This window comes from Pseudohongiella spirulinae, from assembly GCF_001444425.1.
Lineage (GTDB): Bacteria > Pseudomonadota > Gammaproteobacteria > Pseudomonadales > Pseudohongiellaceae > Pseudohongiella > Pseudohongiella spirulinae.
In genome coordinates this window covers 2,091,246-2,106,431 of the sequence record NZ_CP013189.1, presented here as the reverse complement: position 1 = coordinate 2,106,431, position 15,186 = coordinate 2,091,246, and the positions used below count along the sequence as shown (strand labels likewise).

Below are 15,186 nucleotides of genomic sequence, written 5' to 3'. Positions count from 1 at the left end.
TCTGATCGGCGCTAAAGCGCCGCTACCATGCTGACAAGGATGTTATGAGCAGATCACTGCAACGCAAACCAGAAAAAATCACTGACCTTCTGATCCGTCAGAAAGTTGAGGATATGATCGACTACGGGTATATCGCACTGCGTCAATTTCCAAAGTCTGAGCGCCACGTGCTCAGTGCGGAGATCCGCCAGTGTATGTGGTCGATCCTGCGCTGCGTCATCAAGTGTAACCTGGCTCGGGACAAAAGGGCTGCTTTGTTGCAGCTTGATGTCGAGCTAAACGTCCTGCGCAGCTTTTTGCGCAGGGCCATGCAGTACCAATTTCTGCAGTTTAAGAAATTCGAGCATTGGTCCAAGCTCAACGATGAGATCGGCCGCATGATTGGCGGCTGGATCAAATCACAGAGCCAGGCCAGCAGGGGTGTGCGTTAAACGCGTCTCGCGTCGCGGTGGCAACTGGAACAACGGTTCGATCGCCGGCGTGTTCGCGCTCAATCTCAACAATGAGCGGTCGAATTCGAACACGAATATCGGCGCGCGGCCCGCTCTTGAGATGTGTCAGAAACTCAAAGCCCACGTGGCTTTAAGTCAGTACCTCTCTCAAAAGGACGCATGCTCCCCGGCAGATGCCGAAAAACTTAACAGGCAGGCTGTTCCAGTAAGTGCCATGTTGCACCCACCGTTCAGCCCTGCCGCCTTTTTAGACACGGAGTGTTTATGAAAAGCCACAACGGAATGTTCCCGGCCGTTTATGATTTTGAGAGCCTGTATCGCGGGCACCTGAAGGCCAGGCTGGGCAAGCGAGGCCGCCCGGCCGTGCAGCACTTTGAGCAGGATCTGGAGGGCAACCTGATTCAGCTCCAGAACGAGCTGATCTGGGGTGAATACAAAACCGGCAAATATCACCGGTTTCATGTGTTCGAACCGAAAAAGCGCGAGATTGCCTCGGTCCCATACCGCGACCGCGTGGTGCAGCACAGCCTGGTCAGCCAGCTTGAGCCGCTATGGGATCCGTGCTTTATCCACCACAGCTATGCCTGCCGAACCGGCAGAGGTATGCACAGAGGCGCAGATGCCGTCCAGCGCATGCTCAGAAAGGTGCAGCGCGAGCATGGTCATCTGTATGTGCTCAAGGCCGATGTCAGCAAATATTTTGCCAGCGTGGATCACGGCGTGCTGAAAGCCATTTTACGACGCAAGATCCGCTGTAACCGCACCTATGAGCTGTGCGCAGGCATCATCGACAGCGGCATTCACCCGGCAACACTGGCACCCAAAGGCCTGCCCATCGGCAACCTGACCAGCCAGCTCTGGGCCAATGTGTACCTGCATGAGCTGGACCTGTACGCAAAACACCAGGTCAAGGCTCGGCACTATGTGCGCTACATGGACGATTTTGTCATCGTCCACCACGACAAAGCCTGGCTGCACGATGCCAGGCGCGTACTGGAGCAGTTTCTGTGGGACAGCCTAAGGTTGACCACCAATGACAAAACACAGGTGTTCCCGGTGGCCACCCGGCATGGGCGGGGGCTGAACTTTCTGGGGTATCACATTTGGCCGACACACCGGCGGCTGCGTAAAGATTCGATTCGGCGGATTAAGCGTAGTTTGAAGCGCCTGCAGCGGCAGTATGCCGAGGGCAGTGTTAGCCTGGAGCTGGTGCGTCAGACCGTGCAGAGCTGGGTGGCGCATGCCAGTCATGCGGATACGCTGGGGCTGCGTGAGAGTGTGCTGGGTGGGGTGGTTTTTGTGCCAGCTGAGCGCGGTCGATCTCCGGAAAAATAAATGCTATTATCTTGATATTACAGGGGTGTTTTCGGCACTTTGCCGGAAAAAGATGGCACCCAACTATTTGATAAGTGAGCAAAATGCAGTTGCCTTTTAACCAATTGGTCGATGGTTCGAATCCATCACGCCCCACCATTTCATCTGTGCAAGTATTATGACTCAATCCTCAGCGCCAGATGACAAGTTGATGTCGGATACTCTGCTGGTCAGAGAATATCTGGCAAACCTGCCCGACAAAACCGAGCTCGCTTCCTCTGAGCGCGACCAATACCGTCATGCAATCAAAAAACTGCTGAAAGAAAAAAACGCAGTGCTGGTTGCTCATTATTACACCGATCCTGAGTTGCAGTCCCTGGCCGAAGAAACAGGTGGCATTGTGGCCGACTCGCTGGAAATGGCGCGTTTCGGGCGTGACTGCAATGCGCAGGTGCTGGTAGTTGCCGGCGTTCGTTTTATGGGTGAGACAGCCAGCATTCTGAGTCCGGAAAAAACCGTGCTGATGCCCACTGTTGAAGCGACCTGCTCGCTGGATATAGCCTGTCCGATCGAAGAGTTTGCGCCTTTCTGTGATCAGCATTCGGATCGCACCGTGGTGGTCTACGCCAATACATCGGCGGCTGTGAAGGCGCGTGCTGACTGGGTAGTGACATCCAGTATCGCACTGGATGTGATTGAGCACCTGAAAGCGAAAGGCGAAAAAATACTGTGGGCACCTGATCGCCACCTGGGGCATTACATTCAGGAGAAAACCGGCGCTGACATGTTGCTCTGGAACGCCGCCTGCATTGTGCACGAAGAGTTCAAGGCCAAGGGTCTGTTCGACATGAAAACGCTGTACCCGGACGCCAAAATTCTTGCACATCCAGAGTCGCCGGCATCGGTGTTAAGCATGGCTGATGTGATTGGTTCCACCAGCCAGCTTATTAAAGCAGCCTGTGATCTGCCGGATCAGACGTTTATTGTGGCGACTGATCAGGGTATTTTTTACAAAATGCAGCAACTGGCGCCTGAAAAGACATTCATCATTGCACCAACGGCAGGCAAGGATGCAACCTGCCGAAGCTGCGCAAGCTGTCCGTGGATGGGTATGAATTCCCTGCAGGCGATGTATGAGTCACTGCGTGACGGCAGCAATGAGGTGAGAGTGGAGGCGGAGTTGGCAAAAAAAGCCATGATTCCTCTGCAGCGTATGTTGGATTTCTCCGCTCAACACAAGCTGAAGGTGCAGGGCAAAGCCTGATAATTGTTGCGGCAGAGTGCTCTTCCTGCTTGCGTGATTTTAAGACCGGTTTTTTGCTGGTGAGAATTGTCAGCCCTGGGTTTCCCGCTGCATTTGTTCAACCTCGGTCATGCGCTGGCGCAGCCGGCTGATCAGTGGAATATTACCTTCTCGTGAATTTTCAATACGCAGCGCGTAGTTCAGTTGCTCACGTGCGCTGCGGAAGTCACCGACCAGAATGAAATACTCAGCCCGTGCCTGGTGTACTTTGCTGATATCACCGACCTGTCCCTGGGTTTCCGCTATCAGATACCACAGGTCGTGATCATCCGGCCGACTCACTGCGTGGCGCTCCAGAACCCGGGCGGCTTCGGTATAATTACGCTGGGCAATCAGAGCGTCAACATGTGTCATGGTCAGCGGGTGATTGCTGGGGTTGATTCGCAGATGGCGGTCCAGATAGTCCAGCGCCTGCTGGGCGCTGCCCTGTGCAATCAGAATATCAGCACGCGTCACGACGTAGGTAATGCGATTGGGGTCGCTTGCCAACAGGCTGTCAATTCTCTGCAGTGCCAGGTCATATTGTTCCGCAGCCAGGTGAGCAAGCGCCAGGCCGTAGGTGTTGGTCGTGCGCTGCTGGTCGGTGCGGCTGTCGCTCAGCCGGGTGGTGAAGTCTGTCACCGCGGCGCTGTTGTCGCTGGCGTAATGGACTTCTATCCGTGCTCGCATTAACTGGTATTCCAGGGAATCACTCTGACCGGTATTGCGATAGGGAATGCGGCCTGCGCGACTGCGCGCATCGGCAATACGGGTCTCTGTGACCGGGTGGCTGAGCAGGAACTCCGGCGGGCGACTGGTGAATCGGCTGATGTCCATGAGGCGCTCAAACAGTCTGGCCATGTCAGCCGGGTCATAACCGGCAGCCACCATAGTGCGCAGTCCAATACGGTCTGCTTCCGATTCATTTTGCCTGGAAAAACGCAGTTGATTTTCGATTGATCGTCCCTGTGCGGCCATGACGGCGGCCGGGCCGGCGCTGCTGCCGGTGCCCATCAGCACCACGCTGGCCAGCAATGTCGCCAGTTCCGGAATGCGCCGTCGCTGGGCGTCTTCCACGCTGCGGGCAAAGTGTCGCTGGCTGACGTGGGCAATTTCGTGCGCCATGACAGAAGCGAACTCGCCTTCAGTATGTGCGTTAAGGAACAGCCCGCCATTGACACCAATCACTCCGCCGGGGGTCGCAAAGGCGTTAAGGGCCGGACTGTCTATGACAATAAAAGCCAACCGGTAGTCCTGCAGGTCGCTGTGCATCGCCAGGTTGTGAGTAAAATTAACAACATAGTCATTGATCAGAGGGTCTGATATGGTGGGCGTGGTGCGCCTGACAGAGCGCAAAAAGTCGCGGCCCAGTTTGTACTCCTCATCAAGGGAGAAAATACCGGATATCCTGTCTCCCAACGAGGGTAACTGGCTCTGTGGCAAAGCTGCCGGGCTATGGCTGAGAGCCGCTATACTGGCGGCCATCACGCTGACTTTAAGAAGACTACGCATCATGCTCATAAGACCGATATTAGCACAAATAATTCCGCAGGCTGCGCTATGCACAGCTTTGCAATGCTTGATAAAATGCGCCGATGGAAAATAATGCCGATCATGAACTGGATGTCAGCGGACTCCAGTGCCCCATGCCTTTGTTGAAGGCCAAGTTGGCGCTGAATTCGCTGCAGCCAGAGCAAATTTTAATGGTCACGGCGACAGATCCGGCTTCAGAGCGGGATTTTTTCGCCTTCGTGCAACAAAGCCGTCATAAAATTATTGCATTCGAAAAGCAGGATGCCTCCTATTGTTACTGGATACAGAAAGGCTGACCACTGATGCGAGTGCGAAATTTTTTCAGAAGTTTCCTGGATCGCTATTTCCATGATGAAGAATCAGTCATCTTTACCTTGATTCTGATCTCTGCGCTTTTGGTGCTGTGGACTATTGGCACTTATATAGCGCCATTAATCGTCGCCCTGATAATTGCCTACCTGTTGCAGGGAATGGTGAATTCTCTACTACGACTGGGATTGTCTTATCTGCTGGCAGTGGTACTGGTCTATACCCTGTTTATCAGTGGATTCATGGCCCTGCTGCTGTTGGTGCTGCCACAAGCCTGGGGGCAGTTGGCGCGACTTATCAATGAGTTGCCGCGTCTGATCAGCGAAGGGCAGGCACTGCTGATGGTGCTGCCGGAGAACTATCCGGAATTGATGAGCGAGCAGCAGGTCCAGGATTTCATCCGCAGTCTGCGTGGCGAGCTCGCCCTGTTTGGTCAGTACATTCTGTCTTACTCCATCTCCAGTCTTCCCAATATATTCTCCTGGATTATCTTTGTGATCCTGGTGCCGGTGCTGGTGTTTTTCATGATGAAGGACAAAAAGACGCTGGTTGACTGGGTCGCAGGGCTGTTGCCCCGGCATAGACCGCTGATGCGCAAGATCTGGCTTGAAATGGATGAGCAGGTGGCCAATTACGTGCGCGGCAAGTCGCTGGAGATCCTGATTCTGGCGGGTGTCAGCTACATTGCCTTCACGATTCTGGGAATGAATTATACGTTGTTGCTGGCGGTATTGATGGGTCTGTCTGTCATTGTGCCGTTTATCGGCGTGGCCGTGGTGGTGATTCCGGTGATGGCGGTTGCCTACGTGCAGTGGGGTTTTGGCAGTGAATTTTTTACCGTCCTGGCTGTCTACACGGTTATTCAGCTGCTGGATGCCAATTTATTGGTACCGATCATCTTCTCTGAGACGGTTAATCTGCATCCGGTGGCAATTATCGCCGCGGTGCTGGTTTTTGGCGGTCTGTGGGGGCTGGCGGGGGTGTTTTTTGCAATTCCGCTGGCGACCCTGATCAAGGCCATTCTGAACGCCTGGCCCTCGCATCCGGGGCCAGGCGATCAAACCCTGCTGAAATAAATCGTCCACCAGTCAGGCGGGCACCGTGGTACGTGTCATTCGGGTTTTTGTCTATATGGTGCAGTGTGTTAGAGTCTGCTCCCTGAGCCAGACCCATAAAAGTTGAGGTTTTTGCATGATCCAGGGCAGTATTGTTGCCATTGTTACGCCGATGTTTCCGAACGGCGATATCGATTTCGAAGCGTTTGACCGCTTGCTGGAATGGCACGTTGAAAGCGGCACAGACGCCGTTGTGGTGGTGGGTACAACAGGTGAATCACCGACACTGACCGCTGATGAGCACGTCGATGTCATAGCGCGTGCCATCAAAACGGTAAAAGGGCGCATCCCTGTGATAGCCGGCACTGGTTCCAACTCCACCAGTGAGGCAATTTATTACACAAAAGCGGCCAGGGAAACTGGAGCTGATGCCTGTTTGCTGGTGACGCCTTATTACAATCGCCCCAGCCAGGAAGGCCTGTATCAGCACTTCAAAAAGATTGCCGAAGAAGTGGATATTCCCCAGATTCTCTACAATGTTCCGTCACGAACCGGTTGCGACATGCTGCCGGAGACTGTCTCCAGGCTGGCTGATGTCGACAATATTATCGGTATTAAAGAGGCGACCGGCGACCTGGATCGCGGCCAACAGGTAATCACCCTGTGTGCTGAGCGTATTGCCATTTATAGCGGTGATGACGCCACGGCGCTGGATTTGATTCTGGCCGGTGCCAAGGGCAATATCTCGGTCACGGCCAACGTTGCCCCGGCGCAGATGCACGAGATGTGCCGCCTGGCGCTGGCCGGCGAATATGAAAAGGCCAGTCTGCTTAACGCCCGACTGGCCGGTCTGCATAATGCTCTGTTCCTGGAAGCCAATCCGATTCCTGTGAAATGGGCTCTGGCCGAAATGGGTTATATTCAAAGTGGTATCCGGCTGCCGCTGGTTACACTGAACAAGGCGTACCATATTCCGCTGCGTGAAGCGCTGCGCCATGCCGGTCTCGATTAATTATTAAGGTCCCGAAAATGCTGTTTGAAGCCCGGAATACGAATATCCGCACTGTCGCCAGAGTGTGCTGCATTGCTCTTTTCTCTCTGTCATTCCCGGCCTGCTCCTGGCTGGGTATAGGCGGCGAAGACGGCTGGTTGCGTGACCGGCAGGGCGAATATCTGGAGGCGCGTATCTCTCCGCCCATGACGATTCCACAGGAGCTGGATAGCTTTACCATTGACGAGCTGTATTATATTCCGCCCGAATCGCCCGGTGAGCGTGAAATGTACGTCATCCCCCCGGCCCCCAAACCCATCGACACCCGCGTACGTGAAGGCGTTGTGATTCAGCGCTTTGGCGAGCGAGCATGGATTGTCATCGGTGCGACCCCGGGGCAGGTATGGCCACCATTGCGTGACTACTGGATCACAGAAGGTATAACCCTGGCCGGTGAAGATCCTGTGAACGGTGTGATGGAAACCGGCTGGATTCCCGTGGAAGGCGGTGAGCAGCGTCACCGTTACCAGGTACGCATTGAACCTGGCCTGCATGCCGGTAACTCTGAGATCTATGTGCGTCATGTCAGTGACTCCGGTGCCACGCCGGATGGCATGCCCGTCGCCTGGCCAGCGGAATCTCAAAGTCTGGAACGTGAAACGGCTGTGCTTGCGTCCATCTCTGTGTATCTGGCTGACCGCACTGACATCTACCGTGCCTCTTCCGTGTCCATGCTGGCTGGCAGCATTGCAGTGCAAGGCAAGGCAAGGCTGGATGCCAGCCGCGCCGGTGATACACGATTACTGCTGAGCGTGGATTTCGAGAGAGCCTGGAGTCAGATCAATCAGGCAATAAACAATGCGGAAATAGTAGTGCTGGAAGCAGACCGCGATGCGGCTCGATTCCGGTTGCAGTTCTCGGGTGATGAGGGGCAGGATGAACCCGGATTTTTGGCCAGACTGTTCACACGTGACCGTGATGAGGCGGAGCTGCGGGAGTTTGTGTTGACTCTCGATGAGAGCGGTGGGCTTATTACTGTTCGTGCCGAAATTGCTGAAGGGGCGCCTGCTCCGTACCAGCAAGACCTGCTGATTCGCACAATTAACGATAATCTGATCTGAGCCACCCATGCCCTTGACGGCTGTGCTGCTTGAAGAGTCGGTACCGATGTATGCGGCACTGTTGGCAGTGGCGGTTGTTGGGCTGTTGGCGACGCTGCTCGGTCGTTATAGCAGTAGCGGTCGGATTCGTGAGATGCGAGAGCAGAATATCCGACTGCAAACCCGCCTTGATGAAGAGCAGCGTCAGACTGTTGAGAAAATTGAGTTACTGAATCAGAGTCGCGAGGAGCTGCGCCAACAGTTTCGCATGCTGGCCACTGATGTGCTGAATGAAAAAAGTCGGCGTCTGAGTGATCACAATCAGGCAACCATCAGTCAAATTCTGCAACCTCTGCAGGAAAAAATCAGCGGATTCGAAAAACGTGTCGAGGAGGCTTACAACCGCGAGGCACGAGAGCGATTTGCGCTGGAAAAAGAAATCCGCCAGCTGCACCAGCTTAACACGCAGATCAGCGAAGATGCGGTGAATCTGACCCGGGCACTTCGTGGTGAGCAAAAAACCCAGGGTGTGTGGGGGGAATTTATTCTCAGCTCGGTATTGCAGGCATCAGGGCTGGTTGAGGGTCGTGAATACCAGATACAGCAGAGTTTTCATGACACCTCAGAAGACACCGGGTCGCGTTTGCGCAGTCAACCGGATGTGGTTGTGCAATTACCGGATAACCGTCAGATCATCATTGATGCCAAAGTGTCGCTGACTGCCTATGAGCGATTCTGTTCGGCAGACGATGATCCAGCTCGTGATCTCGCGCTGAAGCAGCACGTGCAATCGGTAAGGACACATGTCCGGCAACTCAGTGACAAGCGCTATCAGAACCTGCCCGGCGTGGTATCTCTTGATTTTGTGTTGTTGTTTATGCCGGTGGAACCGGCGTTTTCTCTGGCCTTGCAACAGGACCATGAGCTGTTTAATCACGCATTCGACCGCAATATCGTGCTGGTCAGTCCATCAACTTTGCTGGCAACCTTGCGTACTATTCAGAATATCTGGCGTTATGAATATCAGAGCCGCAACGCCCAGGAAATCGCCCGGCAGGCCGGTGCGCTGTACGATAAGTTTGTGGGTTTTGTCGAGGATATCGACGACCTGGGGCGTAAACTCGATGCCAGTCAACGCAGTTACGAAGGCGTGATCAATAAGTTACAGACCGGTAAAGGTAACCTGATCGGTCGCACTGAAAAATTGAAGAAGCTGGGTGCCAGGGCCAGCAAGAAACTGAATGAAGATCGCCTGGCGCAGGATAATGATGATGAATGAAGCACTGCAGGAACTGATTGATTTTTTGCCTTGTCGCACGCCCGCTGCGTGGCTCGACTGGGCCATGGATAATCAGGCCTTATTATTGATTGATCATGCCAATTGTGAGAAAAAGGCGGCATCCAATGCCATGACGCTGATGTATCGTTATGTGTCGCACACTGATCTGCTGACAAAAATGTCACAACTGGCACGTGAAGAGCTGCTGCACTTTGAGCAGGTGGTTGGCATCATGGCTGAGCGAGGGGTGACTTATGGGCGCATCGGGCCGTCGCGTTATGCAGCGGGCCTGCGCGATTCTATGCGTACTGACCGGGATGGAGCCCTGATTGATAGCTTGATTGTGGGCGCCATTGTTGAGGCTCGCTCCTGTGAGCGATTTTCAGTGCTGGCGCCGCTGCTCGATGAGAAACTGGCTAAATTTTATCGAAGTCTGCTGCGCTCTGAGGCGCGGCATTACCAGGATTATCTGGGCCTTGCTCAGCAGTATGCGGATGTAGATATCAGTAATCGCATCAAACATTTTCTCAGTATCGAAAAAACGCTGATTGAATCACCCGACACCGAATTTCGCTTTCACAGCGGAGTGCCTTTCAGCGCCGACACTGCGGCGATCTGATCAGATTCTGCCCCAGCTTCTGTTGAAGACTCTCCAGTTGGTCACATGGGATGTCCGGGTTGTCTGTCAGCACGGCGCTGGTTAATGAGTTCAGTGCCAGAATTCCGGAAATATCTTTCAGCAGATTGTTCGGCGCGTTGACCGATGTCAGACGCTCCAGACGTCGCAATCCATCCAGCGTTTCCAGCTCATTGCCAGCCAGATCAATAAAGCGCAGGGATGCTACCGCTTCCAGGCCGGCCAGTGAGCTGATTTCCAGTTGCGGGCAGGCCAGGACGGTTATATCAGTGATATCGCTGATCTCGCGCTGACGAACTGTGACGTTGATACAGCTCTGGAGCCCCGGATCGGCTACCCGGATTAAGCCGCTGGCGGGTCTGGGATCATACAGGACATTCTGATTGACACTGACCGAAAACTGTCGGGCACAGCTGTTGAGCGTAAGCAGGCACGCGCTCATGCAGACGATTTGAAGGGTCGCGCGGCGGAATAGTTGGCGGGGGGTGATTGTCATGCGCCAAGCATAACCGATGCGACCCGGAGGCGGAAGCACTGTCATGGCGCCACTGGAAATCAACGCTTAACAGGTTTAGACTGCTCGGCGTATTCAAAAACGCTAACAGGACAAGATTATGAACAAATTTCGCGCCGCAGGCCTGGGTCTGGCGGTTTCATTGCTGATGGCACAGGTGCCTGCGCAGGCTCAGGACGTCGATCTGACTGATCAACAAATGCAGATCAGCTACAGCGTAGGCGTTAATATTGGCCAGAATCTGGTGATGCAGGGGCTGACAGAAGACATCAATCTTGAGGCTTTTATCGAAGGTCTGCGAGATACGGTCAACGGCGAGCCACGCATGAGCGAAGAAGAAATGATGAATGCGCTGATGGCCTTTCAGCAGCAACTGATGGAACAGCAACAGGCCGAAGTTGAAGCCAACCGCCAGGCCGCCGAACAGTTTCTGGCTCAGAATGGCCAGCGCGACGGTGTGACCACAACAGCCTCGGGGCTGCAATATGAAGTGTTGTCACGCGGTGACGGTGCCGGTGTATCACCGACTGCCAGCGACTCGGTGACCGCTCATTATGAGGGACGTTTTGTTAACGGCGAAGTGTTTGACAGCTCAATTGAACGTGGGCAGCCTGCTGAATTTATGTTGAGCCAGGTTATTCCTGGCTGGACAGAAGGCCTGCAGCTGATGAAGCCGGGCGATCGTTTCCGTCTCTACATCCCGTCGGATCTTGCCTATGGCCCAGGTGGCTCTGGTCCCATTCCACCATTCTCAGCGCTGGTGTTTGATGTAGAGTTGCTTGAGGTTAACGGTCAATAAGTGGATAAGCAGCACTATAATGATGGACTGCTGCGTTTCCTGCAGCAGTCTCCTACACCCTTCCATGCGGTCAGTACCATGCGGGCGGCGCTGGAATCTGCCGGATTTGAACTACTGAATGAGCAGGATGTCTGGCAACTGAAACCTGGCCGCGCCTATGTAGTGACGCGCAATGATTCCTCAATTGTGGCGTTTACCACGGCAGATGCCGATCCAGCAGAAACCGGCATCAACATGGCAGGTGCCCATACCGACAGCCCTTGTCTGAAACTCAAACCCAATGCGGTGATGAACTCGCCATCGGCATTGCAGTTTGCCGTCGAAATTTATGGCGGTGCTCTGCTGGCGCCCTGGTTTGATCGGGATCTGTCGTTGGCGGGTCGGGTGGAGTTTCGCCGACAAAACGGCGATGTCGACTCGGCTTTGCTGAACTGGTGCCGGCCGATAGCCACTGTCCCGAGTCTGGCCATTCACCTGGATCGTGAAGCCAATCAGAATCGCAGCATCAACGCCCAGAAGGATATGCCACCGGTGTTTGCCATGCCGCTGGTGCCGGCAGCGGATAATACGCCAGCACAATTTGATTTCGGCGCTTTCATCCGTGAGACGTTGGAGGCACAGCACGGCATTGTAGAAGTCGATAAAGTACTGGCTCATGAACTGTATTTTTACGATACACAGGCACCGGCCGTGATTGGTCTGCACAATGACTTTATTGCTTCAGCGCGGCTGGACAATCTGCTCAGCTGTTATGTGTGCCTGGATGCAATTCTGGCGGCTCACAAATCGGACAATAAACAGTTTTCGCTGATGGTCTGCAACGACCATGAAGAAGTGGGCAGCGCATCAGCCTGCGGCGCGCAGGGTCCTTTCCTGCGTTCCGTGCTGGCTCGGCTGTGCGCACAATTCTCGCAGGGTGATGCCGCCGAATCAGTCGAGCGCATGACACGCCGCTCGCTGTTTCTGTCCATCGACAATGCCCACGGCCTGCACCCCAACTTCCCCGAAAAACACGACGCCAACCACGGTCCCTTGCTTAACAAAGGTCCCGTCATCAAAATCAACGCTAATCAACGTTACGCCACCAACAGCCGCAGCAGCGCCCGCTTCAAGGCAATATGCGATCAGGCGGATGTGCCTGTGCAGGAGTTTGTGGTGCGCAGCGACATGGGCTGCGGCAGCACCATCGGGCCAATCACGGCCTCGGGGCTGGGTGTTGAAACCATCGACATCGGTGTGCCGACCTACGGTATGCACTCGATCCGGGAACTGGCTGGCAGTGACGACGGCTGGTTGCTGGGGCGTGCTCTCCGGCTCTACTTCGGCGCCGGGGACGGAGGCGGTCTCTGACCCTCCCTGGGTTATAAGCTTCGTTCGGGAGCGGATTGGGTGTCAGGCAGCGCGGTCATAACCGGCCATCTTTTCCCCAGTGGTAACCGGCGGTGCGGAACTCGACGTCGCGGCTGCGCCGCTCCGGACTCAGACAGTCCTACCGCTGATCGGCTACCACTGGGGAAAAGAAAACATGGCCTGAATGGTTATGACCGCGCTGCCCGACACCCAATCCTTGTGCCGGCTTCTAGCGTGATGTGGTCAAAGACCGGCTCTGACTCTCTTGTCGGCGATTATTGCTCGGGGGACGTAGACCGCCTCCGTCCCCGGCGCTGGAATCTGATCGGATCGACCAGCTCTGCCAGGGGTTGGGGCAGGGGGGATGGTTCTCCGCAGGCCAGACTGGCCAGGTGCTCGGCGAGGATGGGACAGCTGACAGTGCCGTGGGAACCGTGGCCGGCGCTGATGTAGAGGCCGGGCAGACGAGTTTCTTCGGGGCTATCATGAAAGTGTTGAGCGCCGCCGTAGCGATGGGCTGGCTGCTCGGGGTCGGGCACGGAGCCGGCCATGGGCAGGTAATCGCGTGACGTGCCGCGGAAACCGACGCGGCCGGCCAGTGGCGTTTTTGGATCGAGGTTCAGGCCGCTGGTGATGGCGCCCAGTTTTTGCAGGTTTTCTTCATGTTCAGACAACGAGAGCTGAGCATCGTCTGTATTTTTCACATAACTTGCGCCCACACAATGCAGACCCTGATGGGCGGGTGCCAGGTATCTCTCTGAACACAGCACCATGTTGATGCTTTCACTGTCTGATGTCGATGGCACGTGGCTGACCTGGCCGCGTAGCGGTGCCAAAGGTAAGTTTTCGGTCGGTTCCAGGTCGTTCGCCGCATAACTGTTGGCGATAAAAACCAGTTCACTACGGGTGATCAGCGCACCGCCGGGTTCGCTCAGTTGCCATTGTTCGCTGCCAGCACGTTCCAGCTTTGCTACTTTTACGCCGGTTCTAACGCTGATCAGGGGGTGTTCCAGGCACAGCCTGCAGCAGGCTGCCGGATTCAACCAGCCACCGCCGGGCAGATAAATTCCGGCCTCTTGCAGCTGTATACCGCCGACAGCACTAGTCATCTCAGTGCTGAGCTGTTGCAATACAGATTCCGGATAGTGGCTGTAGTCTTGCGATGAGCCTCCCTTGCGGGTGTGTGTGTAGGCACTGTCCAGCGTCAGGACACCGCAGGCATGCCAGTTCAAGGCATTACCTGACTCGTCGGCCAGCGCCTGATAACAGCGCAATGCATACAGATAGCTGTGCAGGTTCAGTTGCCAAAGCGCATCAGCCTGCCGGTTAAGGCGCATCTGCACCACTGCCTGGCGATTGCCTGAGGCACCACCGGCGACTTCCGGCAATTGCTCCAGCACTGTCACGTGGACACCACGCCGCGCCAGTGAGCGAGCCAGCATGGCACCAGCCAGGCCCGCCCCGATAACAACAGCTGAGCTTGGGGTACGAATCTCTTCTCTGAACTCAGATCCGAATCGTGCAAACAGCATCTGCCGTTTATGGCCGAATCCTTTGCGCTTTTCCACTTCAAAACCCAGTGCTCGCAGTTCTCGCACAACCCGTCCCGTGACACTGTAGCTGCTGAGTGTGCTGCCGCCATGACTCAGTGCAGCTATGGTCGCCAGAATTTCATCGCTCCAAAGTTCCGGATTGTGGGCTGGCGTAAAACCATCCAGAAACCAGGCATCGATTTTGGCCCCGGGCGAGGACTGCTGTCTGAGCAGCTCCAGGGCATCGCCGTAATACAGATCCAGCGTGACGTCCGGCAGAGGCAGACGGTGATATCCAGCCGTATGATCTGGATAAAAACGCAATAGCTGATCGCGCCACCTGGCCAGCTCCGGCCACTGCAACAAGGCCTTGCCCAGCGCCTCATGAGTCAGTGGATGTTTCTCGCAGCTGATGTAGTGCAGACGCAAACGCCGACATCCGCTATGCAGCCAAAGCCGCCAACAGCTCAGAAAATTAAGCCCGGTACCAAAGCCCAGCTCGGCAATCGTGAACACCGCATGTCTGTCACTGGCCACCAGTTCTGCGTCAAGCGCCTGCCAGCGCGCCATAAGGTCGTTGGCCTGCAAAAACACGTAGTGCGTCTCGGCCAGCCCGCCTTCGCGGGAGAAGTACACGTCATCATAATCAGGCGAGTAGGGCGCGCCGTCGTCCTGCCAGCTGAGCCTGGCGTTGTGCAGTTCAGTGTGTTTCGTCATGCGCGCCATTGTAACCTACTCCGGCGCGCAATCGTTCAGTACTCCGTAGTACGGTCACGGAGAGGGGGAGGTACGCCCAGCACGCGCTTGAACCCATCCATGGCGGTCAGATGGCGAACGCCGAGCGCCCCATGGATGGGTTCAAGCGCGTGCTGACAGAACCTGCCCCACCCCGCAGCCGTGCTACGAAGTGATACTGACCCTGCTACGAAGTGATAACGGCCGCGCTACGAAGTGATACTGAACGCGCTACGATGACACAGATGTGTAAACGAGCCCGCAGTGGTGTAAAATGCGCGTTTTTCCGGATAAACCGCGCAAA

At 55.3% G+C, this 15,186-nt stretch carries 14 protein-coding genes; 11 read left to right on the top strand and 3 right to left on the bottom strand.

All coding sequences use genetic code 11. The features are described from left to right. The first annotated feature begins 44 nt into the window (after positions 1 to 44). From avd to nadA, 3 genes are all read left to right on the top strand, one after another. On the top strand, positions 45 to 431 hold the full coding sequence (gene avd, locus PS2015_RS09605) for a diversity-generating retroelement protein Avd (protein ID WP_237113307.1): 387 nt from the start codon (positions 45 to 47) through the stop codon (positions 429 to 431). A 285-nt stretch (positions 432 to 716) separates the two neighbouring features. Continuing rightward, complete coding sequence (locus PS2015_RS09595; protein ID WP_058022034.1) at positions 717 to 1,787, top strand: reverse transcriptase/maturase family protein; 1,071 nt, start codon at positions 717 to 719, stop codon at positions 1,785 to 1,787. Between the two features lie 190 nt (positions 1,788 to 1,977). Continuing rightward, positions 1,978 to 3,030 (top strand): quinolinate synthase NadA, encoded by a 1,053-nt coding sequence (gene nadA / locus PS2015_RS09590; protein ID WP_058022033.1) that lies wholly within the window; start codon positions 1,978 to 1,980, stop codon positions 3,028 to 3,030. Between the two features lie 69 nt (positions 3,031 to 3,099). Here nadA and PS2015_RS09585 read toward each other — a convergent pair whose 3' ends face one another. Further along, positions 3,100 to 4,563 (bottom strand): M48 family metalloprotease, encoded by a 1,464-nt coding sequence (locus PS2015_RS09585; protein ID WP_169792294.1) that lies wholly within the window; start codon positions 4,561 to 4,563, stop codon positions 3,100 to 3,102. Positions 4,564 to 4,643: 80 nt separating this feature from the next. Between PS2015_RS09585 and PS2015_RS09580 the strand changes: the two genes are divergently transcribed. The 6 genes from PS2015_RS09580 (at position 4,644) to PS2015_RS09555 (ending at position 9,934) form a co-directional block, all read left to right on the top strand. Further along, a complete protein-coding gene (locus PS2015_RS09580) occupies positions 4,644 to 4,877 on the top strand; it encodes a sulfurtransferase TusA family protein (RefSeq protein WP_058022031.1) in 234 nt (77 codons plus the stop codon). A gap of 12 nt (positions 4,878 to 4,889) precedes the next feature. Further along, positions 4,890 to 5,966, top strand: coding sequence for an AI-2E family transporter (locus tag PS2015_RS09575; RefSeq protein ID WP_418054917.1), 1,077 nt, complete (start codon positions 4,890 to 4,892; stop codon positions 5,964 to 5,966). A 115-nt stretch (positions 5,967 to 6,081) separates the two neighbouring features. Beyond that, on the top strand, positions 6,082 to 6,957 hold the full coding sequence (dapA, locus tag PS2015_RS09570) for a 4-hydroxy-tetrahydrodipicolinate synthase (RefSeq protein WP_058022029.1): 876 nt from the start codon (positions 6,082 to 6,084) through the stop codon (positions 6,955 to 6,957). 17 nt (positions 6,958 to 6,974) lie between these two features. Further along, on the top strand, positions 6,975 to 8,057 hold the full coding sequence (locus tag PS2015_RS09565) for an NlpB/DapX family lipoprotein (protein WP_058022028.1): 1,083 nt from the start codon (positions 6,975 to 6,977) through the stop codon (positions 8,055 to 8,057). 7 nt (positions 8,058 to 8,064) lie between these two features. Continuing rightward, positions 8,065 to 9,315: a DNA recombination protein RmuC gene (locus tag PS2015_RS09560; RefSeq protein ID WP_058022027.1), complete on the top strand. Its 1,251-nt coding sequence runs from the start codon at positions 8,065 to 8,067 to the stop codon at positions 9,313 to 9,315. Further along, the gene (locus PS2015_RS09555) at positions 9,308 to 9,934 is read left to right on the top strand and encodes a MiaE family protein (RefSeq protein WP_058022025.1); all 627 of its coding nucleotides are present in this window, start codon (positions 9,308 to 9,310) and stop codon (positions 9,932 to 9,934) included. Before PS2015_RS09560 ends, PS2015_RS09555 begins: the two co-directional genes overlap by 8 nt. Here the strand turns inward: PS2015_RS09555 and PS2015_RS09550 are convergent. Then, the gene (locus PS2015_RS09550; RefSeq protein WP_156412703.1) at positions 9,909 to 10,448 is read right to left on the bottom strand and encodes a leucine-rich repeat domain-containing protein; all 540 of its coding nucleotides are present in this window, start codon (positions 10,446 to 10,448) and stop codon (positions 9,909 to 9,911) included. The genes PS2015_RS09555 and PS2015_RS09550 overlap by 26 nt on opposite strands. Before the next feature lie 118 nt (positions 10,449 to 10,566). Between PS2015_RS09550 and bamJ the strand changes: the two genes are divergently transcribed. Both bamJ and PS2015_RS09540 read left to right on the top strand, forming a co-directional pair. Then, on the top strand, positions 10,567 to 11,265 hold the full coding sequence (gene bamJ, locus PS2015_RS09545; RefSeq protein WP_058022022.1) for a BamJ family beta-barrel-assembly machinery protein: 699 nt from the start codon (positions 10,567 to 10,569) through the stop codon (positions 11,263 to 11,265). Beyond that, entirely contained in the window at positions 11,266 to 12,615 is a 1,350-nt protein-coding gene (locus tag PS2015_RS09540; protein WP_058022019.1) for a M18 family aminopeptidase, read from the top strand. It begins immediately after the preceding gene. 275 nt (positions 12,616 to 12,890) lie between these two features. Here the strand turns inward: PS2015_RS09540 and mnmC are convergent, their stop codons facing one another. Continuing rightward, positions 12,891 to 14,873, bottom strand: a complete 1,983-nt coding sequence (gene mnmC / locus PS2015_RS09535; RefSeq protein WP_058022017.1) for a bifunctional tRNA (5-methylaminomethyl-2-thiouridine)(34)-methyltransferase MnmC2/FAD-dependent 5-carboxymethylaminomethyl-2-thiouridine(34) oxidoreductase MnmC1 — start codon at positions 14,871 to 14,873, stop codon at positions 12,891 to 12,893. Positions 14,874 to 15,186: the final 313 nt, after the last annotated feature.

Coding starts and splice junctions, on each gene's coding strand:
- avd (WP_237113307.1), top strand. CDS start 45: ATGAGCAGATCACTGCAACGCAAACCAGAAAAAATCACTGACCTTCTG.
- PS2015_RS09595 (WP_058022034.1), top strand. CDS start 717: ATGAAAAGCCACAACGGAATGTTCCCGGCCGTTTATGATTTTGAGAGC.
- nadA (WP_058022033.1), top strand. CDS start 1,978: ATGTCGGATACTCTGCTGGTCAGAGAATATCTGGCAAACCTGCCCGAC.
- PS2015_RS09585 (WP_169792294.1), bottom strand. CDS start 4,563: ATGATGCGTAGTCTTCTTAAAGTCAGCGTGATGGCCGCCAGTATAGCG.
- PS2015_RS09580 (WP_058022031.1), top strand. CDS start 4,644: ATGGAAAATAATGCCGATCATGAACTGGATGTCAGCGGACTCCAGTGC.
- dapA (WP_058022029.1), top strand. CDS start 6,082: ATGATCCAGGGCAGTATTGTTGCCATTGTTACGCCGATGTTTCCGAAC.
- PS2015_RS09565 (WP_058022028.1), top strand. CDS start 6,975: ATGCTGTTTGAAGCCCGGAATACGAATATCCGCACTGTCGCCAGAGTG.
- PS2015_RS09560 (WP_058022027.1), top strand. CDS start 8,065: ATGCCCTTGACGGCTGTGCTGCTTGAAGAGTCGGTACCGATGTATGCG.
- PS2015_RS09555 (WP_058022025.1), top strand. CDS start 9,308: ATGAATGAAGCACTGCAGGAACTGATTGATTTTTTGCCTTGTCGCACG.
- PS2015_RS09550 (WP_156412703.1), bottom strand. CDS start 10,448: ATGACAATCACCCCCCGCCAACTATTCCGCCGCGCGACCCTTCAAATC.
- bamJ (WP_058022022.1), top strand. CDS start 10,567: ATGAACAAATTTCGCGCCGCAGGCCTGGGTCTGGCGGTTTCATTGCTG.
- mnmC (WP_058022017.1), bottom strand. CDS start 14,873: ATGGCGCGCATGACGAAACACACTGAACTGCACAACGCCAGGCTCAGC.